Source organism: Methylobacter marinus A45, assembly GCF_000383855.1.
GTDB lineage: Bacteria > Pseudomonadota > Gammaproteobacteria > Methylococcales > Methylomonadaceae > Methylobacter > Methylobacter marinus.
This window is the reverse complement of sequence record NZ_KB912877.1, coordinates 686,274-710,457: the sequence shown is the minus strand read 5'-3', so window position 1 is coordinate 710,457 and position 24,184 is coordinate 686,274. Positions and strand designations below refer to the sequence as shown.

Genomic DNA, 24,184 nt, shown 5'->3' with positions numbered 1-24,184 from the left:
GTTCGTAAAGATTTTTGAACTCTGCCTATAAAACAAGTCAAAGTTGGTGTCGTAAATGTTGTCTAAGAATGCGGGATGACTGATCAAGCTAATGCCGATCAATGATTTTTCGATATTTACGAAGAATGACTGTATTTTGTTAGGATAGGGTTGAAATTTACTGATGTTGGCACTATGGTAAGCTCTTAAAGTACTTTTATTATTTGGTTGATATGTCCGGTTTTGATCCATCTAAAGATAATGACGACGGCTTGGTTGTTCAAGAGGCCAAGCCTAAACTGAAACGGCCACCTTTATACAAGGTCATCTTGTTGAATGACGATTTTACACCGATGGACTTTGTAATTGAGATTTTAATGGATTTTTTTGCTATGACTGAAGAAAAGGCGACACAAGTGATGTTGCAGGTGCATACGCAAGGAGTTGGTGTATGTGGCACCTATTCCAAGGATGTTGCTGAAACCAAGGTATATATAGTTAATGAATATTCGCGAGAGCATCATCATCCATTATTGTGTTCAATGGAAGAAGCATAGGTTGGAGAGATAGATTATGTTAAGTAAAGAACTTGAAATTACATTGAATCATGCTTTTAAAAATGCGCATGATAAGCGACATGAATTTATCACGGTTGAGCATTTACTGCTGGTGCTGCTCGATAATGCTTCCGCGGAGCCGATTCTGAGAGCATGTGGATGTGATATTAAGTTGTTACGTGCACAGTTGACTCAATTTATTGATGAGACAATGTCATTGATTCCGGAAGGTGTGCAGCGTGAAACTCAGCCTACTTTGGGTTTTCAGCGAGTGCTTCAGCGTGCTGTTTTTCATGTGCAGGCCTCGGACAAGAAAGAGGTTTCCGGCGCCAACTTATTTGTGGCCTTGTTTAGTGAGCAGGATTCTCACGCGGTTTATCTGTTGAACAAGCAGGACATATCACGTTTGGATGTCGTCAATTATCTTGCGCATGGCATTTCAAAAGTGGAACAGGAACGAGAGTCTTCCGATGAGCGGGCATCTGAAATTGGGGCTTCGGATCCTGATGCTTCAGGCAGTCCATTGGATAAATACGCCGTCAATCTCAATGAGGAGGCTTTACAGGGTCGGATTGATCCGTTAATTGGGCGTGAGCTTGAGGTTGAAAGAACCATTCAGATACTCTGCCGTCGCCGTAAGAATAATCCTCTATTGGTGGGCGAGGCCGGTGTAGGCAAAACGGCAATCGCGGAAGGCCTGGCGAAAAGAATCGTCGAGGAGAGCGTGCCTGAAATCCTGCTGAACAGCACCATCTATGCCCTGGATTTAGGTGCGCTGGTGGCCGGGACCAAATACCGCGGTGATTTTGAAAAACGCCTGAAGGCCCTGGTCAGCCAATTGAAGAAAGAGCCTGAATCGATTTTGTTCATTGATGAGATTCATACCATTATCGGCGCGGGATCAGCCTCGGGCGGCGTCATGGACGCATCCAATCTGATTAAGCCGGTGCTGGCTTCCGGCCAGTTGCGCTGTATCGGTTCTACGACTTATCAGGAATACCGCGGTATTTTTGAAAAAGATCATGCGCTGGCACGCAGATTCCAGAAAGTTGATGTCGTCGAGCCCTCCGTTGAGGACACCATCCTCATTCTAAAAGGTCTTAAATCGCGCTTCGAGGAACATCACGATGTGAAATATTCCGTCGAAGCTTTGCGGCTGGCGGCGGAATTATCTGACCGCTATATCACGGATCGGCATTTGCCCGATAAAGCCATTGATGTTATTGATGAAGCGGGCGCAAAACAGCGCATGATGCCTGATGCTGAGCGTAAGGATGTTATCGATGCCGCTGAAATTGAAGAGATTGTTTCAAAGATAGCCAGGGTACCGGCAAAATCCGTATCTTCAAACGATATAGATAAGCTGGCGAATCTGGAGAAAAACCTGAAAATGCTGGTCTTCGGTCAGGATGAGGCGATTTCGGCTCTGGCGTCAGCGATAAAGTTATCGCGTGCGGGCCTGAGGGAATCGCAAAAAACCATCGGTTCATTCCTCTTCGCGGGACCTACAGGTGTAGGTAAAACAGAAGTGACGCGTCAATTAGCCAAAGTATTGGGTGTTGAACTCATTCGTTTTGATATGTCCGAATACATGGAGCGGCATACGGTTTCCAGGTTGATTGGTGCGCCTCCCGGATATGTAGGCTTCGATCAGGGCGGGTTGCTGACCGAACAAGTGACCAAGCATCCTCATGCCGTGTTGCTGCTTGATGAATTGGAAAAAGCCCATCCTGATGTGTTTAATCTGTTGCTGCAGGTCATGGATCACGGTTCGTTGACCGATAACAACGGACGTAAGGCCGATTTCCGGAATATTATTCTGGTCATGACCACAAATGCCGGGGCGGAAGAGGGTAGCCGTGCTTCAATTGGCTTTACTCAGCAGGATCATGCCAGCGATAGCATGAAAGTGATCGAAAAAGGGTTCTCGCCGGAATTCCGCAACCGCCTGGACGCAATTATTCAGTTTAAACCTCTGGATATTTCAATTGTCGGGCACGTGGTTGATAAGTTCATCTTTGAACTGGAAGCTTTACTGGCAGAGAAGCATGTTACGCTGACGCTGGAACCCGATGCCCGATTGTGGCTGGCTGAAAATGGCTGTGATCCGAAAATGGGAGCTAGGCCAATGGCGCGATTAATTCAGGAAAAAATCAAGAAACCTCTTGCTAATGATTTGCTATTTGGCAAGTTGGCTCATGGAGGTGATGTGCGGATTTATGTGGAAGACAATGCGCTTGCCTTTGCGATCGAAAGCAATGAGTTAAGTGTTCCTGAAGGCAGTTAATCGTTCTGGATGCATGCGCGATGTCCAATAAATTGAGGATGGATTAGCGCATGCGGAACGTGATACGGCCTTTAGTCAAATCGTAAGGCGTCATTTCAACTTTAACTTTGTCTCCGGTGAGGATGCGGATGTAATGTTTACGCATTTTTCCGGAGATATGTGCTGTCACAATGTGACCGTTTTCAAGTTCAACACGAAACATAGTATTCGGAAGTGTGTCAATCACTTTGCCTTCCATTTCAATTTGATCTTCTTTAGCCATTTGTTTTAATCCAAGTAATATAAAGCCGCCAATGATAACATAAGCTTGTTTTTAACAACAAACACGTATATCGAAAAGGGGATTTTTTGTTTAAAGAGACAATTCAGCCCAGCAATTATCGATAAATAATTGCAAGGGTTGATATTTACTTTTATAAGACATTTTTTTACAGTTTTTTATCCAGAACCCCAGGTATAAAAATTCCCGTTGTTGCAGTTTTGCCTGTTCAATTTGCCATAAGATGGCATAAACGCCTAGGCTGTGACTGGAAAATTCAGGTTCAAAAAACGTATAAACAGCCGACAAGGCATTGTCCAGGTAATCTATTACGGCTATTCCTGCCAATTTACTGCCAATGGAAAACTCCACGAAGCGTGTGTCGCACCATGTGCTGCCCAGAAAATTGAGATATTCATCGGGACTGGACTCCGCCATGGAGCCATCGCCGTGTCTCATTTTCTGATACCGCATATACATATCGTAATGTTGTTGTTCAAAGACAGGCGGCTTGACGATGGCCCTGGTTTGACTGTTCTTTTTCAGGCAGCGCTTCTGGTTTCTGTTGATCTTGAATTCATTCACCGCCAGCCTTGCCGGAAGACAGGCTGAGCATTGGGGACACTTGGGAATATAGACTTGATCGCCACTGCGACGAAAGCCTTGTTCGATCAGTTGCGAATAGAGAGAGGGAGTCAGTTGAAATGTTGGATGCACGAACGCGGACTGGGCCTGCTCTCCAGTCAGATAGCTGCAGTCGTATTCCTGGGTCAAAAATAACGGGATGGAAATCATCGTCATTGAAGTTGCCAAGCGTGTTTATTGGCGGGGATGTCGCAATATCGATCAAGTAACTCTACAAAATAGGCTCGGTCAATTTCTTGAGCGCCCAAACTTTCCAGGTGGCGCGTATGTACTTGGCAGTCTATTAGCTGGTAGTCCCATTGTTTAAGTTGCTCGACCAGTCTGACGAAGGCTACCTTGGAGGCGTCGGTCATACTATGAAACATGGATTCGCCAAAAAAAACCTGGCCAAGGGCCACGCCGTAGAGTCCGCCGACCAGTGCGCCGTTGTGCCAGGTTTCCACCGAGTGAGCGAAGCCGAGTCGGTAAAGTTCGTTATAGGCCTCGGTTATTTCATCTGTGATCCAGGTTCCGGTACTGTTTTTTCGAAGCTCTCCACAAGCATTGATAACTTGCTTGAAAGCCTGATCGAAAGTCACTGAAAAGATATTTTTGCGCAAAGTCTTGCGCAGACTGCGGGATACATTCAGTTTGTCCGGGAATAAGACTAATCTGGGGTCGGGCGACCACCAAAGAATAGGATCCTCAGGGTTATACCAAGGAAAAATTCCGTTTCTATAAGCTTTAAGCAATCGCGTTTTTGACAGGCAGCCGCCCACGGCAAGCAAACCGTCAGGTTCTCGCAACGCTTTACTTAACGGAGGAAAATCCTCATCCGGGTTGTTGAGGTCTAGGATTGTCAGTTGCATAATGCCAGACGAAAGGCGCAAGGACAGAAAAAGTATCTATTTGCCTTGAGCTTTTCATCTTGTGTGTATCTCCTATACAGACTCATCCAGGAATTTTTCCGCATCGAGAGCGGCCATGCAGCCCGCTCCAGCTGAAGTGATCGCCTGTTTATATACGGCGTCCATCACGTCGCCGGCAGCGAATACGCCTTCCACGCTCGTTGCCGTGGCATTCCCATGAAGACCGCTTTTGACCTTGATATAGCCATGCTCCATATCAAGCTGACCTTCAAAAATGCTCGTGTTGGGCGTGTGGCCGATGGCAATAAAAACGCCGTGCACATCCATTTCCTTGGTTGAGCCGTCATGGGTGTTTTTGATTCTGATGCCGGTAACCCCCATATCATCCCCCAGTACTTCATCCAGCGTATGATTCCATTCAATGGCTACATTACCGTTTTCCGCTTTTTCAAGCAACTTGCTGGACAGGATTTTTTCGGAACGGAATTTGTCGCGACGATGAATGACGGTGACTTTAGATGCGATATTCGCTAAATACAATGCCTCTTCAACAGCGGTATTGCCGCCGCCAATAACTGCCACCGGTTTGTTTCTGTAGAAGAACCCGTCGCAGGTCGCACAGGCTGAAACGCCTCTGCCTTTAAAGGCTTCTTCCGATTCCAGGCCTAAATAGCGTGCCGAGGCGCCGGTGGCAATAATCAGGGCGTCACAAGTATAACTGCCCGCATCGCCTGTTAATTTGAAGGGACGGGTGGATAAATCGGCCGTATGGATATGGTCGAAAACAATCTCGGTATCGAATCGTTCGGCGTGTTTACGCATTCTTTCCATCAGATCAGGTCCCTGCAAACCTTCAACATCGCCGGGCCAGTTATCGACTTCTGTGGTTGTGGTTAGTTGACCACCTTGTTGCATGCCAGTAATGATAACCGGATTCAGGTTCGCGCGCGCGGCATAGACGGCGGCCGTGTATCCGGCAGGGCCGGAACCAAGAATCAAAAGACGGCAGTGTTTGACGTCGCTCATCAAAAATCCTCCAAAGGGTAACAGATAGACAAAACTTCAGGAATTATGAAGGCGAAATATTATTTCGTAAACTTTTTATCTAACGTTTGTCTGCAGGAAGGCGGGGAGCTGTTGTGGACATTACTAATGTAAAATGTGTGATTATTCATCTATAATGATGTTTTATTGGTAATATTGTCAGACGAGTTGTTACATGGCTGCTGTGATGGAAGAAAAAACTTACCGGGGGTTGCGCGAAGTTGCTTTATTAGGTTTTTCCGCTTGTGCATTATTTTTTTTAATTTCACTGGTCACTTTCAGTAACGAAGATGCCGGCTGGTCACATAGCGGCGCAATACAGGAAGTTACCAATGCATGTGGCGTCGTCGGTGCATGGTTGTCTGATTTTACCCTCAGTATTTTTGGTTTAATTGCGTACTTGTTTCCGGGCATGATTACCTGGTTCGGCTATCTGATATACAAACAAGGCTGGCGAACCGGCAGCCTCATGCTGATGGCATTGCGCTGGACTGGTTTTATTGCCACCATTATTTCAGGAGCGGCGTTATTTTCCCTGCATTTGCTGAGAACGGGAGTTGAACTGCCGGGTACTACTGGGGGGATTCTGGGCCAGGAAACCGGTGATGCCTTGCAGATTGTGTTCGGCAATTCAGGGACGACACTGTTTTTATTGGTTGTCTTGTTGGCCGGGGTCACCTTGTTTACGGGACTGTCCTGGATAACCTTGCTAGATATGATCGGTAAATCCACGGTTATTCTCTGCCGCTTTATAGGGATTAAACTCATGACGCTCTGGCAGATGAGTCCAATCCATCGTATTCAGATATCAGTCAAGCCCTCTCGAGTTCAGGCACCCGAGTTTGTCGCCGCGAAACCCGAGGTCAAGAAAAAGCCCAAAATGAAAATGTTGCCCGCCATCGAAGCGGTGCCCATTATCGAAAAGGCTGAAAAAGTCATCATCGGCAAAGTTGAAAAAATAAGCAAGGCAAAAAAACAGTCGCCCTCGGGTGAAGGCGTCTTACCGCCCTTAACGATGCTGGATGAACGTGATACGCGCGTCAAGGGCTATTCCGAGAGCGATCTGGAGGAAATGTCGCGGCTGGTAGAGAGCATTCTTGAGGATTTCAATGTAATCGTGGAAGTCGTTGGCGTGCTTCCGGGACCCGTGATCACGCGTTTTGAATTGCAGCCGGCTGCCGGCGTTAAAGTCAGTCGTATAAGCGGTTTGTCCAAGGATCTGGCCCGGGCACTGTCCGTGACCAGTGTGCGCATCGTTGAAGTGATTCCGGGCAAATCAGTCATCGGCCTTGAAATTCCGAATCGTGAACGCGAAATGGTCACGTTGCGGGAGTTGTTGGCTTCAAAGAATTTTGAAAAATCCAAATCCCTGTTGACGCTGGCGATGGGCAAGGATATTTCCGGTGCGCCGGTCGTCGCCGATCTCGGTAAAATGCCCCATGCCCTGGTGGCCGGTACGACAGGCTCGGGAAAATCGGTCGCCATCAACACCATGATCCTCAGCATGCTCTACAAGGCGACGCCGGAGCAGGTGCGCATGATCATGATCGACCCCAAAATGCTGGAATTGTCGGTTTATGAAGGCATTCCTCATTTGCTGACGCCGGTCGTGACCGACATGAAAGAGGCCAGCAACGCCTTGCGCTGGGCTGTCGCCGAAATGGAACGGCGCTACAAGCTGATGTCCAAAATGGGCGTCAGAAACCTGGCTGGCTTCAATCAGTTGATTACAGACGCCGAGGCCAGGGGCGAAACCATCAGGGACCCGATGTTCCAACTGGTCAGAGAGCTTGAAGAAGGTGAAGAGTTTCCGGTATTGACGACCTTGCCGAGCATCGTCATCGTCATCGACGAATTGGCCGATATGATGATGATCGTCGGCAAGAAGGTCGAGGAGCTGATCGCGCGTCTGGCCCAGAAAGCCAGGGCCGCCGGCATCCATTTGATCCTGGCGACCCAGCGCCCGTCCGTTGACGTATTGACCGGCCTGATCAAGGCCAACGTGCCGACGCGGATTTCATTCCAGGTTTCGTCAAGGATCGATTCGCGCACGATTCTCGATCAGGGCGGTGCGGAAGCCTTGCTCGGCAACGGCGATATGCTGTTCTTGCCGTCCGGCACCAGTATTCCGATCCGCGCTCATGGCGCCTTTGTCGATGACCATGAAGTTCATCGGGTCGTCGAGTTTCTGAAGAAAACGGCTCCCGCCAATTACCTCGATGAGATTACGCGCGAATCATCCGATTCCAGCGATAGCTTCGGCATGGGCGGTGGCGGCGGCAATGGCGGCGGCGAGAGCGATCCGCTGTATGACGAAGCCGTGCAGTTTGTCACTGAATCGCGAAAGGCTTCAATCTCCAGTGTGCAGCGGCGCTTCAAGGTTGGCTATAACCGCGCCGCCACTATGATCGAAGAAATGGAAGCGGCCGGTGTCGTCAGTCCCGCCGAGTCTAATGGCTCAAGAGTCGTTTTGGCGCCGCCGCCGGTCAAGGATTGACCATGAATATCGCCATTATGGGTGTCGTCATGGTGATTGTTGCCGCCCTTGGCGGCATCCTTTTTGTCCGGCGGCATACAGAACAGTCGCAGACTCAAGTCAAAATGGTGCTTTTCGGTCTCTATTTCTGGGGGCTCATTTTTGCGCAGATAATTGTTTTGGCACTGGCCTATGCACTGAACCAGAAATTTCACTTTTTCTGATGAATGTGGGGGCGACTTCAGTCGACTTTAGCCAACAGGTTTAAGTTATAAACCACGAAGAACACGGAGGACACGAAGTTTTTACCTGTTTTTCTCCGTGTTCTTCGTGGTTAAAAAGATTTCAAAATGACAATTGCCGGTCAATCACAGGGTTATTCATTCTCCTTGTAGCCATTCTCCAGCAGTTTGGCATGCGCGGCGGCAAGCCTTGCAATCGGTATGCGCGGCGCTGAGCAGGAAACATAGTCCAGTTTGATACGGTGGCAAAAACGGATGGACTGGGGGTGTCCGGCCTGTTCGCCGCAGATGCCGATTTTGATATCGGGCCGGGTTTTGCGGCCCAACTCCGCCGTCATCTTCATTAGTTGACCGACGCCTTTGACATCCAGCACTTCAAACGGGTTGTCCTCAAGCAGCCCCACTTCATTGTAAAGCGGCAGAAACTTGTTCTCAGCGTCTTCGCGCGAGAAAGAAAAGGTCGCCTGCGTCAGATCATTGGTGCCGAATGAAAAGAACTCGGCGAATTCCGCCAGTTGCCCGGCGCGGGTGCAGGCACGCACCGTCTCAATCATGGAACCGAACTTGAAATTCAGTTTGAGGCTATAGCGGGCTTCAACGTCCTGCTGTATGTCATGGACATACTCTCTTACCCGTTTCAGTTCCTGTGCGGTAATGACCTGCGGGACCATGATTTCCGGTGAAATCCGGAGCCCCTGCTGTGTACAGATGGCGGCGGCCTCGAGGATGGAGCGGATCTGCATCCGGTAAATTTCCGGATACGACATGCCCAGACGCACGCCGCGATGGCCTAGCATCGGGTTGACTTCATACAGTTCACGAACTTTTTTCAGCATTAATTGCTTCTTGGCGATGGCTTTGCGAATGACATCCTTGCCGAGCCGATTGAACGGTGCCGGCAGTTCGTCATGTTCGCCCAGTGTCTCCAGTGTGACGCGCTGGCCTTTGGCAATAATTTCATACTGCTTGAGCGCCTGTATTTCGTCCTTTAACTGCTGCTCATTAGGCAGAAATTCATGCATGGGCGGATCGAGCAGGCGCACCGTGACCGGAAGAGGCGACATCACGGTAAACAACTGGACAAAGTCCTCCCGTTGTATCGGGAACAGTTTTTTCAATGCGGCTTCGCGGCTTTTCTGGTTGTCGGCCAGTATCATATCAATGACCAGCGGCAGGCGGTCCCTGGCGTTGAACATGCGTTCCGTGCGGCACAAGCCGATGCCGGCGGCGCCGTAATCGATGGCCAGCCGGGCGCCGGCCGGCGTATCGACATTGGCGTACACCTTCAGCTCGGCATAGTGATCAGCCCAGGACAATAAGGTTTGGAGTTCTCCGGAAACAGACGGCGTGACCGTCGGAATTTCGTCCAGATAGATCAAGCCGGAGCCGCCGTCGATGGTGATGACGTCGCCCTCCTGTATATGGACATGGCCGACGGTGGCCTGGCGCGACCTGACATCGATTCTGATATCCTCGGCGCCGGCCACGCAGGCTTTGCCCATGCCGCGCGCGACCACCGCGGCATGGGAGGTTTTGCCGCCGCGGCTGGTCAGTATGCCCTGGGCGGCAAAAAATCCGTGGATGTCCTCAGGCTTGGTTTCCTCGCGCAGCAGGATGACTTTTTCGCCGGCGCGGCCCATGATTTCGGCGGTATTGGCATCAAATACGCATTTGCCGCAGGCAGCGCCCGGCGATGCCGGCAGGCCTTGCGTCAGCGCGGAGATCTTGTTGTTCGGGTCAAGCTGCGGGTGCAGCAATTGCTCCAGCAGCTCCGGATCAATGCGCAGCAACGCCCGTTCCTTATCGATCATGCCCTCATTGGCCATTTCGACAGAGGTTCTGACCATGGCCGTGGCATTCATTTTGCCGTTGCGGGTTTGCAGGCAGTAGAGCACGCCGCGTTCTATCGTGTACTCATAGTCCTGAACTTCGTGGTAATGGCTTTCGAGCTTATGGCGCAGTTCAACCAGTTGCCGGTACATCTCCGGCATTTCCACGGCCAGTTCCTGAACCGGCTTGGGCGTGCGGATGCCCGCCACGACGTCCTCGCCCTGGGCATTGACCAGGTATTCGCCGTACATTTCATTGGCGCCGGTGCCCGGATTGCGGGTAAAGCCGACACCGGTCGCGCAATCGTCGCCCATGTTGCCGAACACCATCGCCACGACATTAACGGCCGTACCATTGGCCATTTCCGGCGTGATGCGGAATTCGCGCCGGTAATCGACGGCGCGCTTGCCCATCCAGGAATTGAACACGGCTTTGATGGCCAGTTCCAGTTGCTCGTACACGTTATCAGGAAAAGGCCGGCCGGTTTCGTCGCGCACCACCTGCAGGAACAGTTCGCAGATCTGTTTCAGGTGGTCGGCGCTCAGATCCGTATCGGCCTCGACGTCTGCCTGTCGCTTGACGTTGTCGAAATGCACGTCGAATTTTTCGTCGTCTATGCCCAGCGCAACTTTGCCGAATAGTTGAATAAAGCGCCGATAGGCATCAAAGCTGAAGCGCGGGTCCTGCGTTTGTTCTATCAACGCTTCCAGGGTGGCTTGATTCAAGCCCAGATTCAGGATCGTATCCATCATGCCCGGCATCGAAATCGCCGAGCCGGAGCGTACCGAGACCAGCAGCGGTCTGACCGGCGCGCCGAATTCCTTGCCTGTCGCCTGCTCGACTATCCGTATCTGCAGCTTGACTTCATCCATGAGACCGGCGGGCAATTGTTGATTTTTCAGATAGTCGAGGCAGGCTTCCGTGGTAATGACAAAGCCGGGCGGCACATTCAGGCCGATCTGGGTCATCTCGCAAAGATTGGCGCCTTTGCCGCCTAACAACACCTTATTTTTACCGTCACCTTCGTGAAAAGAATAAATGTATCGAGTTGTCATGCCTGTTCCCTGAAAAATAGTGAAGAACTGTTTATTTGCCGGCTTGTACCTCGTATGCCAACAGTGTTTTGACGTGAACGGCAGCACTGGCAGCCAGGGCTTTAAGGTTATAGCCACCTTCCAGTATTGAAATTATTCTGCCTCCGCAATAGATGCCGGCAATCTCCATCAGTTCCTGAGTAACCCATCGATAATCGTCTTCAACGAGTCCGATCGATGCCAAGGGGTCGTCCCGGTGCGCGTCAAAGCCGGCCGAAACCAGCAGCAGTTCCGGCTTGAAAGCTCTCAGCGCCGGCAGGATGATCCGGCTGTATTTATGCCTGAACTCCGCCCCTGAATCGCCGGCCGCCAGCGGTACGTTGACGATATTGCCGACGCCGGTTTCACTTGGATAGCCCGTGCCGGGGTAATGCGGAATTTCATGGCTGGAGGCGTAAAGCACGGCCGGCTGCTCATAAAATGCCGCCTGCGTGCCGTTGCCGTGGTGGACGTCAAAGTCCACGATGGCGATGCGCTGAAGATGATGGTGCGTGCGGGCGTATTCGGCCGCAATGGCGATATTATTGAACAGGCAAAAACCCATGGCCCGTTCGGATTCGGCGTGATGGCCGGGCGGGCGCACCGCGCAGAAGGCGTTGTCGGCTTCACCGGCCAGTATTTTGTCGACGGCATCGCAAACGGCGCCGATCGCCCGCAAGGCGGCCTTTCCCGAGCCGGGCGAAAGCACCGTATCGGAATCCAGATAATGCAGTCCATGCCGGGGTACGGCGCTCAGCACGGTATCGATATGAGCCTGTGTATGGACAAGCCTGATTTGCCGTTCCGTGCCGAGCGGCGGCTGCGGCCTGATCAAGCCGGAGAAGTCGGGCGTGTCCAGGGCATCGGCTATGCTTCTGAGCCGGTCGGCGCTTTCCGGATGGCCTATGCCCGTGTCATGAAGCAGGAAATCGGCATGGCTGTAGTAAAGTGTCTTCACGACGCCTCGCTTTCAAGAATCTGTTAAAATAGCCTCCTTTCTACCGATTATTTGATTTATTTACAAGGAGCATCATGCTAGATCAATACCGCAAACATGTTGAAGAACGCGCAGCTGAAGAAATAGTTCCGAAACCGTTGAATGCAGAGCAGGTTGCCGGTCTGGTCGAGCTGATCAAACAGCCGCCGGCAGGCGAAGAGGCGTTTCTGCTCGATTTGCTGGCCAACCGCGTGCCGCCGGGTGTTGATGAAGCCGCTTACGTCAAGGCCGGCTTTCTGGCTGCCATCGCCAAAGGCGAAGCGACTTCGCCCATACTCGATGCCGCCAAAGGCACCGAACTGCTGGGCACGATGCTGGGCGGCTACAATATCGCGCCGCTGATCGAACTGCTCGACAACCAGGAACTGGCGCCGATTGCCGCCAAGGCGCTTTCGCACACCTTGCTGATATTCGACGCCTTCCACGACGTGCAGGAAAAAGCCGAGGCCGGCAATGAATTCGCACAACAGGTGCTCAGGTCATGGGCCGAGGCCGAATGGTTCACCAGCAAGCCCGAAGTGCCTGAAAAACTGACCGTAACCGTATTCAAAGTCACCGGCGAAACGAATACCGACGACTTGTCGCCGGCGCCCGATGCCTGGTCGCGGCCCGATATTCCGCTGCACGCCAAGGCCATGCTGAAAATGCCCCGGGAGGGCATCACCAACGCCGAGCAGCAGATTGAAGAGCTCAAGCAGAAAGGCTTTCCGGTCGCTTACGTCGGCGACGTGGTGGGTACCGGTTCATCACGAAAATCGGCCACCAACTCCGTATTATGGTTTACCGGCAATGACATTCCCTATGTGCCGAACAAGCGCGCCGGCGGCGTCTGCATAGGCGGCAAGATCGCGCCGATCTTCTTCAACACGATGGAAGATTCAGGCGCGCTGCCGTTTGAGTGCGACGTATCGAACATGCACATGGGCGATGTGATCGACATCTATCCTTACCAGGGTGCCGTCAAGCGCCATGACAGCGATGAAATCATCGCCGAATTCTCGCTCAAGACCGACGTGCTGCTCGATGAAGTGCGCGCCGGCGGCCGCATTCCGCTGATTATCGGCCGCGGCCTGACCGACAAGGCGCGTAAAGCCTTAGGCTTGCCGGCATCGACCGTCTTCCGCCGCCCGGGCAGTCCTGCCGACACCGGCAAAGGCTTTACCCTGGCGCAGAAAATCGTCGGCAAAGCCTGCGGCGTGGCCGGCGTGCGGCCCAACACCTATTGCGAGCCGCACATGACCATGGTCGGTTCCCAGGACACGACCGGCCCGATGACGCGCGATGAGCTGAAAGACCTGGCATGCCTCGGCTTCTCGGCCGATCTGGTGCTGCAGTCGTTCTGCCATACCGCCGCCTATCCGAAACCGGTCGACGTGGAAATGCAGCATACCTTGCCCGATTTCATCATGAACCGCGGCGGCGTATCCTTGCGCCCCGGCGACGGTATCATCCATTCCTGGCTGAACCGCATGCTGCTGCCCGATACGGTCGGCACCGGCGGTGATTCGCATACGCGTTTTCCGATAGGCATCTCGTTCCCGGCCGGCTCCGGCCTGGTCGCTTTCGCGGCGGCTACCGGCGTCATGCCGCTGGATATGCCCGAATCCGTGCTGGTGCGCTTCAAAGGCGAAATGCAGCCCGGCATCACCCTGCGCGATCTGGTCAACGCCATTCCATATGCGGCGATTCAGCGAGGCCTGCTGACGGTCGAGAAGAAAGGCAAGAAGAACGTGTTCTCGGGCCGTATCCTGGAAATCGAAGGATTGCCGGATCTGAAAGTCGAACAGGCGTTTGAATTGTCCGATGCCTCGGCCGAGCGTTCGGCCGGCGGCTGTACGATTCGCCTGAATGAAGCGCCGATCCGCGAATACATCAATTCCAACATTACACTGTTGAAATGGATGTTGTCCGAAGGCTACGGCGATGCGCGCACGATCGAACGCCGCATCAAGGCCATGCAGGAATGGCTGGCTAATCCGGTATTGCTGGAGCCCGATGCCGATGCCGAATACTATGAAGTCATCGAAATCGACCTGAATGAAATCAAGGAACCGCTGCTGGCCTGCCCGAACGATCCTGACGACGTCAGACCGCTGTCGGAAGTCGCCGGCACCAAGATCGACGAAGTCTTTTTAGGTTCGTGCATGACCAACATCGGCCATTTCCGCGCCGCCGGCAAACTGCTCGACAAGCATGCAGGCCGCCTGCCGACCCAGTTGTGGGTATCGCCGCCGACCAAGATGGACCAGTCGCAATTGACAGAGGAAGGCTATTACAGCATTTTCGGCAAGTCCGGCGCGCGCATGGAAATGCCGGGCTGCTCGCTGTGCATGGGCAACCAAGCCCGGGTCGCGGATGGCGCGACCGTGGTCTCGACCTCCACGCGCAACTTCCCGAACCGTTTGGGCAATAATGCGAACGTCTATTTGGCCTCGGCGGAACTGGCGGCCGTCTGCTCGATACTGGGCAGAATCCCGACGGTTGAGGAATACATGCAGTTCGCGCATCAGATCGACGAAACGGCGGCAGACACCTACCGCTATCTGAACTTTGACCGGATCAAGGCTTATCGGGAGAAGGCCGAAGCCGTAGAGACAGATAAATAGCAGACCTTGCGTAGGGTATGCACCGCGTACCTTTTCAAAGTTATCAACTTTTGAAAAAGGTACGCGGTGCATACCCTACAGGGTTTAACAGCAGCGAGGCGTCCCGGGTCGAATACCCTATAGGGCACAAGTGAATTCGACCCTACAGTTTGTTCTTAACCCGTCAGCGAAGCCAACATCAAAAACAACCCCTGAGTCATTCTGGCAAACGGCTCGTAATCGAGCTGATCAGGCGTATCTTCAGGCGCATGATAATAGGGGTACCGATAGAGTGCCGTATCGGTCACCATAAACGCCTTATAACCATGCCGCCAGAACGATGAGTGATCGCTCCAGGAAACGCCCGGCACTATGTCCGGCGCCGCAATCGTTTCCAGCGGAAAATCGGTTGACGCGGAAAACGCTCGAGCGCTTTCCAGCATGACGGCTCGGGATCTCAGGTTGGAAACAAAGGCGATAAAATTGCCGGTGTCGGGATAGAAGTATTTAAGCATGGGCGGATAGGCCTGGCTGCCCGGGTCATTCCTATAGCAGGCGATGGTTTCCAGCGCAATCATGAAGCGTATCGGTTCGCGGCGCTGTTTCGCGGCTTTGGCGTAGATCATGCTGCCCATTTCTTCGCTGTAGAAAAAAGGCGGCTCTTCATTGACAAAAGCCACGAAGCGAAGGCTGACATTGGGCTTTAAGCCGCTGAACAGGCGGGACAGTTCCAGTAATGCCGCGATACCGCTGCCATTGTCATTGGCGCCGGGACTGCCGATGACCGAATCGTAGTGAGCGCCCACCAGAATGTATTCGCGATTGCGGTTTTTGCCTTCACAGGTGATTTCAAGATTGGCGCGCTCGACGCCTCGGTCATCGTAAACATGCGACCGGACTTCATAGCCTTGCTTGTGCCATTCCTCAGTGATGTAGTGTGCGGCGGCATCCAGCGCCTGCGGATGAAATATATTCCGCTGCCCAATCTCGCCGGCAAGTTTGTACACATGCGTTTTCAGTCGTTCTACGGATATCTCGGCCATGTTTTTATGGACAGCAACGGTTGAGTTGGGTTAACTATTTTTTCATGTCATTCGCATTTGTCAGACTTCCCGGCTTTTGTGAGCCAGCTTGTGCGCATGATTCTCCCAGTTTTGACCGTCGAATTGTTCTATGGTTATCGAACGGGGCTTTGTATCCAGGCAGCGGACATTGATATCGTAACCGTCCGGGTTCGAGCGCGGAATATAAAACGGCTTGATGCCGCATGTCCTGCAGAACATATGTTTGGCTACTCCGGTGTTAAAAGTATAGGTGCTGATATTCTCTTCCGGGCTCAATAACCGGAATTTCGATTTCGGCACGATCAAATGCAGGAAGCCCGATTTCGCGCAAATGGAACAATTGCATTCTTCCACTTGTAAATCCTCCGGTGCCTCCACTTCAAACTGAATGCCGCCGCAATGACAGCTGCCTTGATATTTCATAATAATTGGCCTTTTAGCTTGAAAATTTAGCTGATAGTGAGGCCAAAAAATACCACAGAATACACGAAGTTTTTACTTAATCTTCGTGTCTTCCGCGGTAAGAAATTAGCTACTGCAGAGGTTAGGAATTTGATTTTACAATTCCGTCTCTATATTCAGCTCTTTGGGCTCGTTCCGTTTGATCAGGAAATAAACCACCGGAATCACGACCAGCGAAAACAGCGTAGACGCCACGATGCCGAATATGAAGCTCCAGGCCAGCCCGGAGAATATCGGGTCCAGCACGATGATTGCGGAGCCGAATACGGCGGCCGCGGCGGTCAGGAAGATCGGCGTCAGACGGATGGCGCCTGCTTCTATCAGCGCTTCGGCCAGCGTCGTTTCGAGGTCACGGTTGTAAGTGCGTTCGATGAAGTCGATCAGGATGATCGAGTTCCTGACCACGATGCCGGCCAGCGCAATCATGCCGATCATGGCAGTGGCCGTGAAATAGATCGGCGTCGGATAACCCGCCACCGGCTCCGTGAACAGGTTCAGCAGCCAGAAGCCGGGCATGATGCCGATGATGGTCAGCGGGATCGCGATCATCATCACCAGCGGAATGCCCAGCGATCCGGTCTGGCCGACCAGCAGCACGTAGATCATGACCATGGCCGCGCCAAAGGCCAGCCCTAGGTCGCGGAACACGTCGACGGTGATTTTCCATTCGCCTTCGCCGGCCATGTCAGCCGTGTAACCGTCGGGCAAAGGGTTCTCGTCGAAGTAGTCGAACATGTCCAGTATCGCTTCTACCGGACTGCGGCCGGCCATTTCAGCTGTTACATAAGACAGTCTTTGCAGATTTTTATGGTGAATGGTCGTGTCGCCCGATTCGACGGACATCGTGCCGATTTCACCTAGCGGCACCAGATGACCCTGGTCCGATTTAACGCGCAGCGACAACAGATCGGGCAGGGTGGAACGGATGGCCCGGGGCAGCTGCAGATAGATTTCCAGCGGCTTGCGTTCGGTCATGATATGCATGGAACCTGCCGCCGAGCCTTGCACGGCCAGCTGCAGGGTTTGCGCAACCTGAGCGGCGGTAATGCCGTTCAGGGCCGCCTTTTCGCGGTTCAGGCGGAAGTGTATTTTTTCATGCTCGGCATCGACCATGTCGTCGACGTCGACCACGCCCTCGGTTTCGGCCAAAGCGGCCTTGACGCGGTTGGAGACGTTGATGATGTTCTGGTAGCTCGCTTCGGGCGGACCGTAGACTTCGGCGACCACGGTCGACAGCACGGGCGGGCCGGGCGGCAGCTCGACTATTTTGAGCTTGGCTCCGTACTCTCTGCCGATGCGTTCGACTTCGGGCCGTATGCGCAGGGCGATGTCATGCGATTGATGCTCGCGGTGCTCCTTGTCGATCAGGTTGATGCGCACTTCACCGACATAACTGCCCTGGCGCAGATAATAATGCCGCACCATGCCGTTGAAATCCATCGGCGAGGCCAGGCCGATATAGGATTCATAATCGGTCACTTCATTGACGGTGGACAGGTAGCGGCCTAAAGCCCGGGCGACTTCGTCAGTCTGCTCCAGCGTCGAGCCTCGGGGCATGTCGATGACCAGCTGCAGCTCGTTTTTGTTGTCGAACGGCAAAAGCTTGAGCGGCACGGCCCGGGTCACGGCCAGCAGGGCGGAGGCGATGAAGGCGATGATGATCACGCCGATAAACAGCCAGGCGCGCCGCGGCGAAACCAGCAACGGCGCCAGTATCCTGTTATAGATGCGGTAACCGGCGCTTTGCTTCAGTTCGAACGGTTCGCCGTGATCCTTGCCGTAATCGCCTTTCAGCATCCGGTAACTGGCCCACGGCGTCACGGTGAAGGCGATGATCAATGACATCAGCATCGCGATCGGCACGTTAAACGCCATCGGCGCCATGTAGGGGCCCATCATGCCGGTGATGTAAAACATCGGCACGAAGGACAGGATGACGGCAAAGGTCGCCAGGATGGTCGGCGGCCGGACCTCGTCGACGGCGGTCAGCAAGGCGCGCAGCGGCGGCTCCTTGCGCATTTTGTAGTGACGGTGGATGTTCTCGACGTCGACGATCGGGTCGTCGACCAGCAGGCCCAGCGACAGGATCAGCGCGAACAGCGTGACGCGGTTGATGGTATAGCCGAAGATCAGATCCAGCAGCAGCGTGACGGCGAAGGTCATCGGCACGGCGATGGAAACGATGAACGATTCTTTCAGGCCCAGGCTTAATGCCAGCAGCACGATGATGGTCAGGATCGCGATGCCTAAGTGCTTGACCAGTTCGTTGACCTTATGGTCGGCCGTCTCGCCGTAGTTGCGCGTCACGCTCACGAGGAGGTCGTCCGGAATCAGGGTGCCGCGCAGTTCTTCGGTAGCTTTGATGACGTCTTCGGCGACGCTGACGGCATTGCTGCCTTTGCGCTTGGCGATGGCGAGCGTCACCATCTGCCGTTCTTCACCGGCCTGAGGCAGGTCGCCTACGGCCTGGCCGACCGTATGCATGTGTTCGGCGGCAGGGCCGAAACCGATACGGGTGTAGTGCTGCACATCGGCAGGTCCGTCCTCGACGCGCGCGACATCTCGAAGATAGACAATGCGGCCATTGATGCTTTTAATGACCGTCGCGGCCACTTCTTCCGGCGTTCGGTAGAAAGGGCCGGCTTCCAGCAGGATTTCGCGGTTGTTGTGCTCGAATGCGCCGGCCTGCACGTTGATGTTAGCCTGAATCAGCGCCTGCCTGATTTCCAGCAAAGTGGTATTGCGCGAGGCCAGTTTGCCCGGATCCGGATAAACGGAAATGCGCCGCGGCGCCGCGCCGACGACCCAGCTTTTGCCAACGTTCTCCACCGTGCGCAATCGCTCGATCAGTTCGTCGGCAATGCGCCGCAGGCTCATGGAATCATACAGGTCGTTTTGCGGCGACAGGGTCAGCAGCACGACCGGCACGTCGTCGATTTCCACGGGCTTGACCACCCAGTTGGTCACGCCGACCGGTATGATGTCCAGGTTGGCCAGCAATTTGTCGCGCGTCTTGATCAGGCTGTTTTCGCGGTCTTCGCCGACAAAATAACGGACCGTAATCACGGCCTCGCCAGGTCTGGACATCGAATACACGTACTCCACGCCGTCGATTTGCCGCAACAGGACTTCCACCGGCGTCGTGACCAGTTTTTCCACTTCCTCGCTGCTGGCGCCCGGGTACTGCACGAACACGTCCATGACCGGCACGATGATCTGCGGATCTTCTTCGCGCGGCGTCAGCATCAGTGCCGCCGCGCCGGCCAGCAGGGAAATGATCAGAAACAGCAACGACAGCTGCGAGGTCGTAAACAGTCTGACGATGCTGACCGTGAAGCTGTCTTTTTTTACCGGCTCGGTCGTATTGGGTTGATGCTCGCTCATTCGGGTGAACCGCTGTTGATCAGTATGGTTTCGCCATCGCGCAGGCCGGACAGCACTTCGATTTGATCGCCGTATTGCTTGCCGGTGCGGATATGGCGGGTATAGATGTGATTGTCTTTAACGATGGCGACTGCTTCGAGCTGGCCGTAGTGCCGCACGGCGGATACCGGTATCAGAATGGCATGGTGTTCCTCGGTGCAGTTCAGCAGCAGCCAGGCCAGGAGTCCTGGTTGCAGCCCCTCTATTTTCGGCAGGGCGGCCTTGACCAGCTGGGTGCGTGTTTCTATATCGATTTGAGGGGTGATCTCATCGATTTTGGCTGTTAAATGTTTATCCAGGGCATCAATGCGCACATCGACTTCCATGCCGGTACGGATGCGGCTGGCGCAGAAGTTTGGAATCGCAACCTCCAGACGCAAATCCTCGGGTTTTTGTAAAATAACGATAGGCTCGCCAATGAGTCCCATGTCGCCGGGATCTTTCAACCGTTTGGAAATGATGCCGTTGAAAGGCGCGTGCAAAGTATTTTCACCTAACGAGACGCGCAGTTGCTCAAGGGCGCTGGCGGCCTGTTTGACATTGGCTTGCGCGGCTTTTGAGCGGGCGATGGCGGCATCGTAAGTTTCGCGCGTGGCGGCCTGTTTTTCATAGAGAAATCGGGTTCGTTTCTCATCGGCAACGGCCTGGGCGGCCTGCGCCCTGGCTGCGGCCAGGCGCGCCTTGGCTTCATTCAGGCTCGCCGTCGCTTCGCGTTCGTCCAGCCTGGCCAGTACCTGGCCTTTTTTGACGCTGTCGCCGGCATTGACTTCGATGCTGGTGATGCGCGCCGTGTATTTGGGTGAAATATTGGCGACTATGCGCGAACGGACTGTACCGGGCCAGAATTGGACATCATCGGTTTTGCTTTGGCCGACCACGAGCGTCTGTGCATTGGCCGGCACAGGCTTTGCCGCAATTTCCTGAGTGCCCGGCTCTACTTTATCGCCGGCACCGATAAGTCCCAGCGCGTAAAGAATGACCAGGAAAAGCCCAAGGATGGCGGCGGCCGGGATGAGCCATTTGTTTTTCATGGCCGGGTTGTGATCTGTCATAAAGATTCCTTTATTTCCAATTACCTAACGCTTTATTGAGTTCGGCTTCCGCCTGCAGGGCATCGTAACGGGCGGCGATGACGCGCGAGTTGGCCTTGTCGCGCGCGACCTCGCTTTCGATATAGCGCGTGATGGTGACGACATCGGCCTGGCGCTGTTCGCTGACAAGCCGGAAAGCTTCCTCCGCGGACGTGACCGAAACGGTTGTCACTTTGACCCGCTCCAATGCCTCCTGAAGTTTCAGATAGGCGGTTTTAACGTCATTTTCGATGTCGAGCTGTATTTTCCGGGCGATTTTCTTCGCTTCGGCAAGCTGCCTCTCGGCTTTTTTCACATTTTCGCTGGTGCGAAAACCTGAGAAGACGTCCAGTTCGACCTGGACGCCGGCGGTGACATTGTCGCGGTTGGTCGAGTAATCGAGGTTCTTGCTGTCGGAGCCGTAGCTGAGATAAGCATCGGCTCGGGGCAGATGAGCGCCTTTGGCGGCGCTAAGCTTGCGCTCGGCAATTTCAATCTGTTTCTGGGCGGCTTCCGATTCGGGGCGCTGTGCGATTGCTTGAGTCAGCAGCGTTTCAAAAGATTTATCGAGTTGCGGCAGTTGCCAGACCGAACTTTCGGCGATACCGAATTCTCCACTGGCATCGATTCCCATAAGGGTCCTGAGTCCGCTTTGAGCCAGTTCTATGGCATTGGCGGCCTGGATTTCGGCATCCTGGGCCTCGGCCAGTTGCACTTCCAGCGATAACACGTCGGATTTGAGTACGGTTCCGGCTTCATAGCGGGTACGGCTTTGCTCCAGCTCGCTTTTTACCGCATCAATGGAGCGCTGAGCCACTTTATGCGCTTCCTTGGCGGCCAGCACGCTGTAAAATGCCGAGGTGACTGCCTGAATCAGCTGGTTGCGCGTCGCCGATTCCTCAAGTGTGGCCGCGTCCACGCCCAGTTCGGCGGCTATTTTGTTTTGATAGTCCTGGCCGCCGTTAAAGAGCGAGTAAGTGGCGATCACTTCCGGGCGGTAATTGTCGACACCGCCGGGATGGTTGAAGTCAGTACCGCCTAAGTCCAGCCGCCGCTGCGAGATAACCATGCTGAACGCGCGGGCAGGGTTGTCGGAATGCTCGTAGGAAAGCCGCGTTTTGACCTGCGGATAAAAGCTGGCCAGCGCCTCGCCGACCTGGGCTTCGGCCTGGGCAATGCGTTCATGCATGACCTGCAGGCTCGGATTATTGTCCAGCGCATAATTGACGGCTTGTTCGAGTGTGTAGTTGTTGCTTTCGGCGACGGCCGGGGCGGAAAAGCCTATGCAGCCCAGTAATAAAGCCGTAGCGGCGGAGGTAGCGTATTTTGATAGGTCAAACATGGTGTATGCCGTTTTTTTTGTTATTTGCAGTCGGAAAATCAGCCTGGATATACTTTTAGTATATTAGGAATTATTAATATAGTCTATCGACTCTGTTTCGGTTTATCTCAATCTCTTAAGTCATTGGCGTGTAACATTATGATTAAATTGGTTAAAAAAGAAAAAGTGCTCCCGATATGGTATGTCGGTATGGCCGCAATATTGTCAGGCGCTATAGGATTCTGCGCGCCCGCCATGGCTGCGCAGACCGAACATATCAGGCCGGTAAACAAGGTCAGGGCTCTACCTGCTTTGATCCTGAACGACCTCGATGGAAAAGAGCATAATCTGTCTGAGTGGCGCGGCAAAGTCATCATGCTGAACTTTTGGGCGACCTGGTGCGGTCCTTGTCAGATTGAAATTCCGTATTTTATGAAATATCAGCAGGCCTATGCAGGGCAGGGACTGCAGATTATCGGCATCGGTCTCGATGAGACAAAAAAATTACGCAACTATGCCCGTACCCTGGGAATCAATTATCCAATCCTACGCGCCGACCCCGCCCAGCAATATGAGTTATTGAATCAGTGGGGCGACCCGGCCGGCGTTCTGCCTTTTACCGTTATCATCGATCGCGAAGGCCGGCCGGTCTTCATGCAAACCGGTATCTTTAATGATGAGGCATTCGACACGATCGTCAAACCGTTGCTTGAGTGACCGGCCGGGCTCAAGTATCAAATACGGTCTTTTATCTGCCAATCCAGCGGATGCCTGGCCATGACCTGTTCCAGATAAGCCGTCATTTTCTCGGCGATCAAGGCCTGTTTTACCCTATCTTTTATCCCTGCAAATTCTTTATGCTCGGCAGGCTTGCGGTTCACGATCATGACCAGGTGCCAGCCCCTGGGGGTCTGGATAATATCGCTGACCTGATTGTTTGGCAGTATTTTCAGGACCTGTTCGACCGCGTCGAAACCGCTGCCTTCCTGCAGCCAGCCCATATCGCCGGCATGCTCGCGGCCATACGGATCGATGCTGTATTCGGCCGCCAGTTTAAACAGGCTTTCACCGGCCTGTATGCGTCGGCGCAGGGCTTCGGCCTGTTCCCTGGTGGCCGCGACAAGCTGGCCGATTTGCCTGCGTTCGGGGATGTAGCCGATCTCCGGATGTTTATGGAAATAATCGAGCAGCGTTTTATCGTCGGGTATCCATTGCCGTTCCTGTGCCGCCAGCAGCATTTTGGCGCCCAGATAGTGCCCGTAATCGGCCACTTGCGTTTCAACGTCAATGCCCTCGGCTACTGCCGCACGTGCCAGAAGCATTAGTTCAAGCCACTCGTTGACCTTGTCTTTAATAGGTTGAGGATCTGTGCTAACAGCGCCTTGAGGCGGCATCAGATCGGCGTATTTAATGGTATAGCCGGTCGCTTCCGCCAGTACGGTATCGGCTTTTGTATTTTTATCCAGACGTTCGAAATAAGTTTTGATGCGGGCTTGTTGTTTAAGCTCGGCTATGCGGCTTTCCTTCAAATTCTTGAATTGCCGCGCAATATAGGCGGCGCGGGCCGCCATAAGCGCGTCGCCGTTGCCTTTCAAGTCGTCTTTCAGTCGGCTTTCCAAGGCTGCCGGGATGCTGATCTGATCGCGCAGATGCGTCAGATAACGTTGCGCCAGCAGGGACGTGCGGAAATTGCTCATTTCCTGCCTGTAGGTCTGGGTTTCGGTCATGCCCGAGGCGACGGCTTCCTGATAGAGCGCTTCCGATCGGGCCAGACGCATCAGCATGTCGCCGCGCAGGTAGGCCTGGTCTTTTTCATCCATCGCCGGAAACTGACTGGCGAAAGGCGCCGCACTCATGGCTTTTTCCAGTTGCTGTTCGGTAACCTGGCCGTTGCCGACTTTGACCAGCACCGTGTCGGCGACGGCAGCGCCGCTAATGGTGCAGGCAAGCCAGAATAATAAACCGATCTTCTTTATAGGCATAAAAACTGTCTCATCGTTGCATCCATGCCGACGGGGCAAT

At 53.6% G+C, this 24,184-nt stretch carries 18 protein-coding genes; 6 read left to right on the top strand and 12 right to left on the bottom strand.

Annotation, left to right across the window (positions count from 1 at the left end; translation table 11 throughout):
* Positions 1-212: 212 nt before the first annotated feature.
* Entirely contained in the window at positions 213-536 is a 324-nt protein-coding gene (gene clpS, locus METMA_RS0103090) for an ATP-dependent Clp protease adapter ClpS (protein WP_020157603.1), read from the top strand.
* Positions 537-552: 16 nt separating this feature from the next.
* Complete coding sequence (clpA, locus tag METMA_RS0103085; RefSeq protein WP_020157602.1) at positions 553-2,823, top strand: ATP-dependent Clp protease ATP-binding subunit ClpA; 2,271 nt, start codon at positions 553-555, stop codon at positions 2,821-2,823.
* A 43-nt stretch (positions 2,824-2,866) separates the two neighbouring features.
* On the opposite strand, the gene infA is transcribed toward clpA, so the two are convergent.
* The 4 genes from infA to trxB form a co-directional block, all read right to left on the bottom strand.
* Complete coding sequence (gene infA / locus METMA_RS0103080) at positions 2,867-3,085, bottom strand: translation initiation factor IF-1 (protein WP_020157601.1); 219 nt, start codon at positions 3,083-3,085, stop codon at positions 2,867-2,869.
* Between the two features lie 90 nt (positions 3,086-3,175).
* Entirely contained in the window at positions 3,176-3,877 is a 702-nt protein-coding gene (locus tag METMA_RS0103075) for an arginyltransferase (protein ID WP_040590947.1), read from the bottom strand.
* A gap of 2 nt (positions 3,878-3,879) precedes the next feature.
* A complete protein-coding gene (gene aat / locus METMA_RS0103070) occupies positions 3,880-4,575 on the bottom strand; it encodes a leucyl/phenylalanyl-tRNA--protein transferase (RefSeq protein WP_020157599.1) in 696 nt (231 codons plus the stop codon).
* 72 nt (positions 4,576-4,647) lie between these two features.
* Positions 4,648-5,601: a thioredoxin-disulfide reductase gene (trxB, locus tag METMA_RS0103065; RefSeq protein WP_020157598.1), complete on the bottom strand. Its 954-nt coding sequence runs from the start codon at positions 5,599-5,601 to the stop codon at positions 4,648-4,650.
* Positions 5,602-5,806: 205 nt separating this feature from the next.
* On the opposite strand from trxB, the gene METMA_RS0103060 reads away from it, so the two are divergent.
* Positions 5,807-8,116 carry a DNA translocase FtsK gene (locus METMA_RS0103060; protein WP_020157597.1) on the top strand — a complete coding sequence of 770 codons (2,310 nt, stop codon included), beginning with the start codon at positions 5,807-5,809 and terminating at the stop codon, positions 8,114-8,116.
* A 2-nt stretch (positions 8,117-8,118) separates the two neighbouring features.
* A complete protein-coding gene (locus METMA_RS0103055) occupies positions 8,119-8,319 on the top strand; it encodes a hypothetical protein (RefSeq protein WP_020157596.1) in 201 nt (66 codons plus the stop codon).
* A gap of 152 nt (positions 8,320-8,471) precedes the next feature.
* Here METMA_RS0103055 and ppdK read toward each other — a convergent pair whose 3' ends face one another.
* Both ppdK and METMA_RS0103045 read right to left on the bottom strand, forming a co-directional pair.
* Complete coding sequence (gene ppdK, locus METMA_RS0103050) at positions 8,472-11,222, bottom strand: pyruvate, phosphate dikinase (protein ID WP_020157595.1); 2,751 nt, start codon at positions 11,220-11,222, stop codon at positions 8,472-8,474.
* A gap of 31 nt (positions 11,223-11,253) precedes the next feature.
* Entirely contained in the window at positions 11,254-12,198 is a 945-nt protein-coding gene (locus METMA_RS0103045) for a histone deacetylase family protein (RefSeq protein WP_020157594.1), read from the bottom strand.
* Between the two features lie 74 nt (positions 12,199-12,272).
* Here METMA_RS0103045 and acnB point away from each other — a divergent pair, with 74 nt between their 5' ends.
* Positions 12,273-14,843 carry a bifunctional aconitate hydratase 2/2-methylisocitrate dehydratase gene (acnB, locus tag METMA_RS0103040; protein WP_020157593.1) on the top strand — a complete coding sequence of 857 codons (2,571 nt, stop codon included), beginning with the start codon at positions 12,273-12,275 and terminating at the stop codon, positions 14,841-14,843.
* Positions 14,844-14,998: 155 nt separating this feature from the next.
* Here the strand turns inward: acnB and METMA_RS0103035 are convergent, their stop codons facing one another.
* The 5 genes from METMA_RS0103035 to METMA_RS0103015 all read right to left on the bottom strand — a co-directional run bounded on the left by METMA_RS0103035 (position 14,999) and on the right by METMA_RS0103015 (position 22,183).
* On the bottom strand, positions 14,999-15,865 hold the full coding sequence (locus METMA_RS0103035) for a M28 family peptidase (protein ID WP_020157592.1): 867 nt from the start codon (positions 15,863-15,865) through the stop codon (positions 14,999-15,001).
* A 60-nt stretch (positions 15,866-15,925) separates the two neighbouring features.
* Positions 15,926-16,309, bottom strand: coding sequence for a GFA family protein (locus METMA_RS0103030; protein WP_020157591.1), 384 nt, complete (start codon positions 16,307-16,309; stop codon positions 15,926-15,928).
* A gap of 135 nt (positions 16,310-16,444) precedes the next feature.
* Complete coding sequence (locus METMA_RS0103025) at positions 16,445-19,732, bottom strand: efflux RND transporter permease subunit (protein ID WP_020157590.1); 3,288 nt, start codon at positions 19,730-19,732, stop codon at positions 16,445-16,447.
* The gene (locus tag METMA_RS0103020) at positions 19,729-20,823 is read right to left on the bottom strand and encodes an efflux RND transporter periplasmic adaptor subunit (protein ID WP_020157589.1); all 1,095 of its coding nucleotides are present in this window, start codon (positions 20,821-20,823) and stop codon (positions 19,729-19,731) included. Before METMA_RS0103020 ends, METMA_RS0103025 begins: the two co-directional genes overlap by 4 nt.
* Positions 20,824-20,833: 10 nt before the next feature.
* Positions 20,834-22,183: a TolC family protein gene (locus tag METMA_RS0103015; RefSeq protein WP_020157588.1), complete on the bottom strand. Its 1,350-nt coding sequence runs from the start codon at positions 22,181-22,183 to the stop codon at positions 20,834-20,836.
* Positions 22,184-22,321: 138 nt separating this feature from the next.
* Between METMA_RS0103015 and METMA_RS23810 the strand changes: the two genes are divergently transcribed.
* Positions 22,322-22,879, top strand: coding sequence for a TlpA family protein disulfide reductase (locus METMA_RS23810; protein WP_020157587.1), 558 nt, complete (start codon positions 22,322-22,324; stop codon positions 22,877-22,879).
* A gap of 17 nt (positions 22,880-22,896) precedes the next feature.
* On the opposite strand, the gene METMA_RS23805 is transcribed toward METMA_RS23810, so the two are convergent.
* Entirely contained in the window at positions 22,897-24,144 is a 1,248-nt protein-coding gene (locus METMA_RS23805) for a peptidylprolyl isomerase (protein WP_020157586.1), read from the bottom strand.
* Positions 24,145-24,184: the final 40 nt, after the last annotated feature.

What these genes read in the sequence shown, in the direction of transcription:
- clpS (WP_020157603.1), top strand. Translation starts at nt 213, where the DNA reads ATGTCCGGTTTTGATCCATCTAAAGATAATGACGACGGCTTGGTTGTT.
- clpA (WP_020157602.1), top strand. Translation starts at nt 553, where the DNA reads ATGTTAAGTAAAGAACTTGAAATTACATTGAATCATGCTTTTAAAAAT.
- infA (WP_020157601.1), bottom strand. Translation starts at nt 3,085, where the DNA reads ATGGCTAAAGAAGATCAAATTGAAATGGAAGGCAAAGTGATTGACACA.
- METMA_RS0103075 (WP_040590947.1), bottom strand. Translation starts at nt 3,877, where the DNA reads ATGATTTCCATCCCGTTATTTTTGACCCAGGAATACGACTGCAGCTAT.
- aat (WP_020157599.1), bottom strand. Translation starts at nt 4,575, where the DNA reads ATGCAACTGACAATCCTAGACCTCAACAACCCGGATGAGGATTTTCCT.
- trxB (WP_020157598.1), bottom strand. Translation starts at nt 5,601, where the DNA reads ATGAGCGACGTCAAACACTGCCGTCTTTTGATTCTTGGTTCCGGCCCT.
- METMA_RS0103060 (WP_020157597.1), top strand. Translation starts at nt 5,807, where the DNA reads ATGGAAGAAAAAACTTACCGGGGGTTGCGCGAAGTTGCTTTATTAGGT.
- METMA_RS0103055 (WP_020157596.1), top strand. Translation starts at nt 8,119, where the DNA reads ATGAATATCGCCATTATGGGTGTCGTCATGGTGATTGTTGCCGCCCTT.
- ppdK (WP_020157595.1), bottom strand. Translation starts at nt 11,222, where the DNA reads ATGACAACTCGATACATTTATTCTTTTCACGAAGGTGACGGTAAAAAT.
- acnB (WP_020157593.1), top strand. Translation starts at nt 12,273, where the DNA reads ATGCTAGATCAATACCGCAAACATGTTGAAGAACGCGCAGCTGAAGAA.
- METMA_RS0103035 (WP_020157592.1), bottom strand. Translation starts at nt 15,865, where the DNA reads ATGGCCGAGATATCCGTAGAACGACTGAAAACGCATGTGTACAAACTT.
- METMA_RS0103030 (WP_020157591.1), bottom strand. Translation starts at nt 16,309, where the DNA reads ATGAAATATCAAGGCAGCTGTCATTGCGGCGGCATTCAGTTTGAAGTG.
- METMA_RS0103025 (WP_020157590.1), bottom strand. Translation starts at nt 19,732, where the DNA reads ATGAGCGAGCATCAACCCAATACGACCGAGCCGGTAAAAAAAGACAGC.
- METMA_RS0103020 (WP_020157589.1), bottom strand. Translation starts at nt 20,823, where the DNA reads ATGACAGATCACAACCCGGCCATGAAAAACAAATGGCTCATCCCGGCC.
- METMA_RS0103015 (WP_020157588.1), bottom strand. Translation starts at nt 22,183, where the DNA reads ATGTTTGACCTATCAAAATACGCTACCTCCGCCGCTACGGCTTTATTA.
- METMA_RS23810 (WP_020157587.1), top strand. Translation starts at nt 22,322, where the DNA reads ATGATTAAATTGGTTAAAAAAGAAAAAGTGCTCCCGATATGGTATGTC.
- METMA_RS23805 (WP_020157586.1), bottom strand. Translation starts at nt 24,144, where the DNA reads ATGCCTATAAAGAAGATCGGTTTATTATTCTGGCTTGCCTGCACCATT.